The organism is bacterium (genome assembly GCA_009926305.1).
Classification (GTDB): domain Bacteria; phylum Bdellovibrionota_C; class UBA2361; order UBA2361; family RFPC01; genus RFPC01.
In genome coordinates, this window is record RFPC01000154.1 from 1 (window position 1) to 2550 (window position 2550).

Consider the following 2550-nt stretch of genomic DNA (forward strand, 5'->3'; position numbering starts at 1 on the left):
TCGCCTCACTTCAAGCGGCCAGTTTACCTACATTTTGGCAGCATAGGATAACATCCAGCGCAAAAAAAGTTTTGTTTCCACGAATATTGACCCACTTGTTTGAACAACAAGCTCAAAACAATCAGTAGACCATGAAAACTGTTTCAAAACTGATAGATGACATCGCTGGCTACTTAATACTCGGCGGACTCGGAGCTTTCTTCGGCTCTCTTGCTTTACCCGAGGAGTGGGCTCGTCACGCTTGTCTTGCTGGAGTTACCCTTCTCATTGCTGGACTCGGACTGGATGCCGTACTCGACACGCAGGTGCTCGAACCATCTCGTTTCGAGATAGCCCATTCGCCTTCATTGCAGCGGTCGCGAACTCGATAAGTATGATTGCCATTCTTACTATCGTGACCTGGAACATGCACCTGGGGTGGGGAGCAGATGGTATTAGCGCTGATCTGAGAGACTACGTTTTCCTAGAAGAGTCTGTCCTTGCACTCTGTCTCTTCATACTTACCGATCTGGTTGTCTCCATACATCTCGGTGTAATCACCGTTGGTAGAAGACGAAGGATAAAGATCGACCAAGAGGCACAGCCGTTTATCTTTGTCGTTGCTGTTTTCATGGAGCTCATTATCCTCTATCACTTTGCGTGGCTCTTTTTCAATATTGATACGCTGTTGGGCTAGCCCAGACCTACTCTTACCCCCCTCCTCTTTCCCTCAGGGACGTCGGGTATGGTGGCCATCTCTGCGTGGATTGAGGGACTGTTTACTCCAGAAGAGTTTGGGAATCTCTGCACTGAAGGGCTCCTACCTCCATACATCTGTTATCCTGGTGGCTGGGTGCCAGAGCCTACCTGTTAAGCAGTATTCCAGTCAAAAAGAACGACCATCTGTTTTCTTTCGGGCTGTGCTACCCTGGACAACTGAGCCGACGGCCATATTTTCTTTCGGCAGCAAAGCCTCTCTCGGATAATCAGGTGCTTCTAGGATCTATGCGGATAAAAACATCTACATCCGGCTTGTGAGCAGGAGTATCCTCCTGCGAGGAAATGACCATAAACCCAATGAAAAGAAGCTGACTGAAGGGAGAAACCCCTTAAGACAGTTACTGTAAGATCAGATATCTCTGAATGAGGCCTCCTTCAGACTCTATAAATTCTTCCTCTTGAAGGACACCTCCATTTCGCTTGATAACCTTAGCAGAGGCAATGTTGCTCTTATTGCAAGTTACGAGTACTTCCTTTATGTCCCTCTCAGAGGCCTTCACTAGGGTTTCTCGCAAAATGGTTTGGGCGTATCCCTTATTTCTTTCAGAAGGGCGAATTCCGTATCCGATATGGCCGCCATGGCGCTTGAGGTTCTCATTGAGGCAGTGTCTTAAGTTAGAAACACCAACAATCTTTGAATGTTCATCCACAAGCCAGTACGTTGAGCACGGAACCTGCCACTCCTCCTGATTTACGCCAAGAGCGTCATTCTTTAATCGCAATAATAGCCCAGGGAAATCCTCGTGTGGATAGCGTAACGGAAATGGAATTCTCTTTTCACCGTGTTTCTCTAATTCAGCGATGTAACTACTATATGAATCACGGAACTGCTCTGATGGTACGACAAGCTCACACACGTTTGTCATATTTTCTCCTTGCTTCGAAACTTTATGGCACCATAATTCTTTACGGGTCTATTTGAAAGAATTTTACAACTTTGTGGAGTCTCATCTGGCCTCGTCCCCGAAAAAAAGATGGTGATACTTGAGAAGGGTGGTGCGGCGTCAGTCAGTGTGCTTTCACTCGGCCCTACAAAGCAGTAAAGCGCAGATAGTGTTCCTTGAAGAAGGAGGTAATTAAGATAAGAGGTGCAAGGATGTACGAATTGGCTTGTCTTAGGTCGATTTCAGCGCACTTTCTTTGATTAAGCTCATGTTGTTTGCGATGTTTGATGAATCAGTTATTGACACAATGAGATTAAAAGAAAGGTATGAAGACGCCCCGTCCTTCCATCAGGGACTTCGGGAATGGTCTGGAGTTTGGCATGATGGTTTTCAGCGATATGAAAAACGAGATTGAAATTAAATTTTTAGCAGATTGCCCTGAGTTTATTCCGCAGATTTCAAAATGGTTTTTTGAAGAATGGGGATATATAGACCCCGAGAACTCGATTGAGGCTACAAGCGAGAGGCTCAGGCTGAAGCTCAACAAAGATAAGATCCCACTCCTGATTGTTGCGTGCAAAGATCAAGAGATTCTGGGTGTTTTAGAGCTAAAAAACCGAGAAATGGAGGAATTTCCTGACTATGAGCATTGGTTGGGGGGAGTTTATGTTGCACCAAGAGCTCGAGGTGTAGGCCTTGCGAGTACGATGCTCAATTGGGCAGAGCAACTTGCCAATTCACTTGGGGTTAGACAACTCTATCTGCAAACAGAGAAGCATGATGGAGGCCTGTATGCGAGGGCTGGTTGGCTTCCATTGCACTCTATTCTTTCAAAAGGAGTTTTTGAAAAGATTAGGGAGCTACTGTGTTGATATTTTATGATTTGTTTTAATATATTTTTTTTCCT

4 protein-coding genes are annotated in these 2550 nt (G+C 45.5%); 3 read left to right on the forward strand and 1 reads right to left on the reverse strand.

Going from position 1 to position 2550, the window contains the following annotated elements; all coding sequences use genetic code 11:
- The first annotated feature begins 131 nt into the window (after window positions 1-131).
- Window positions 132-371, forward strand: a complete 240-nt coding sequence (locus tag EBR25_13100; protein NBW41918.1) for a hypothetical protein — start codon at window positions 132-134, stop codon at window positions 369-371.
- Window positions 372-373: 2 nt separating this feature from the next.
- On the forward strand, window positions 374-676 hold the full coding sequence (locus EBR25_13105; GenBank protein NBW41919.1) for a hypothetical protein: 303 nt from the start codon (window positions 374-376) through the stop codon (window positions 674-676).
- 421 nt (window positions 677-1097) lie between these two features.
- Here the strand turns inward: EBR25_13105 and EBR25_13110 are convergent, their stop codons facing one another.
- Window positions 1098-1625, reverse strand: a complete 528-nt coding sequence (locus EBR25_13110) for a GNAT family N-acetyltransferase (protein NBW41920.1) — start codon at window positions 1623-1625, stop codon at window positions 1098-1100.
- A gap of 428 nt (window positions 1626-2053) precedes the next feature.
- Here EBR25_13110 and EBR25_13115 point away from each other — a divergent pair, with 428 nt between their 5' ends.
- Window positions 2054-2515 carry a GNAT family N-acetyltransferase gene (locus tag EBR25_13115; protein ID NBW41921.1) on the forward strand — a complete coding sequence of 154 codons (462 nt, stop codon included), beginning with the start codon at window positions 2054-2056 and terminating at the stop codon, window positions 2513-2515.
- The last annotated feature ends 35 nt before the right edge of the window (window positions 2516-2550 follow it).

Coding starts and splice junctions, on each gene's coding strand:
- EBR25_13100 (NBW41918.1), top strand. CDS start 132: ATGAAAACTGTTTCAAAACTGATAGATGACATCGCTGGCTACTTAATA.
- EBR25_13105 (NBW41919.1), top strand. CDS start 374: ATGATTGCCATTCTTACTATCGTGACCTGGAACATGCACCTGGGGTGG.
- EBR25_13110 (NBW41920.1), bottom strand. CDS start 1,625: ATGACAAACGTGTGTGAGCTTGTCGTACCATCAGAGCAGTTCCGTGAT.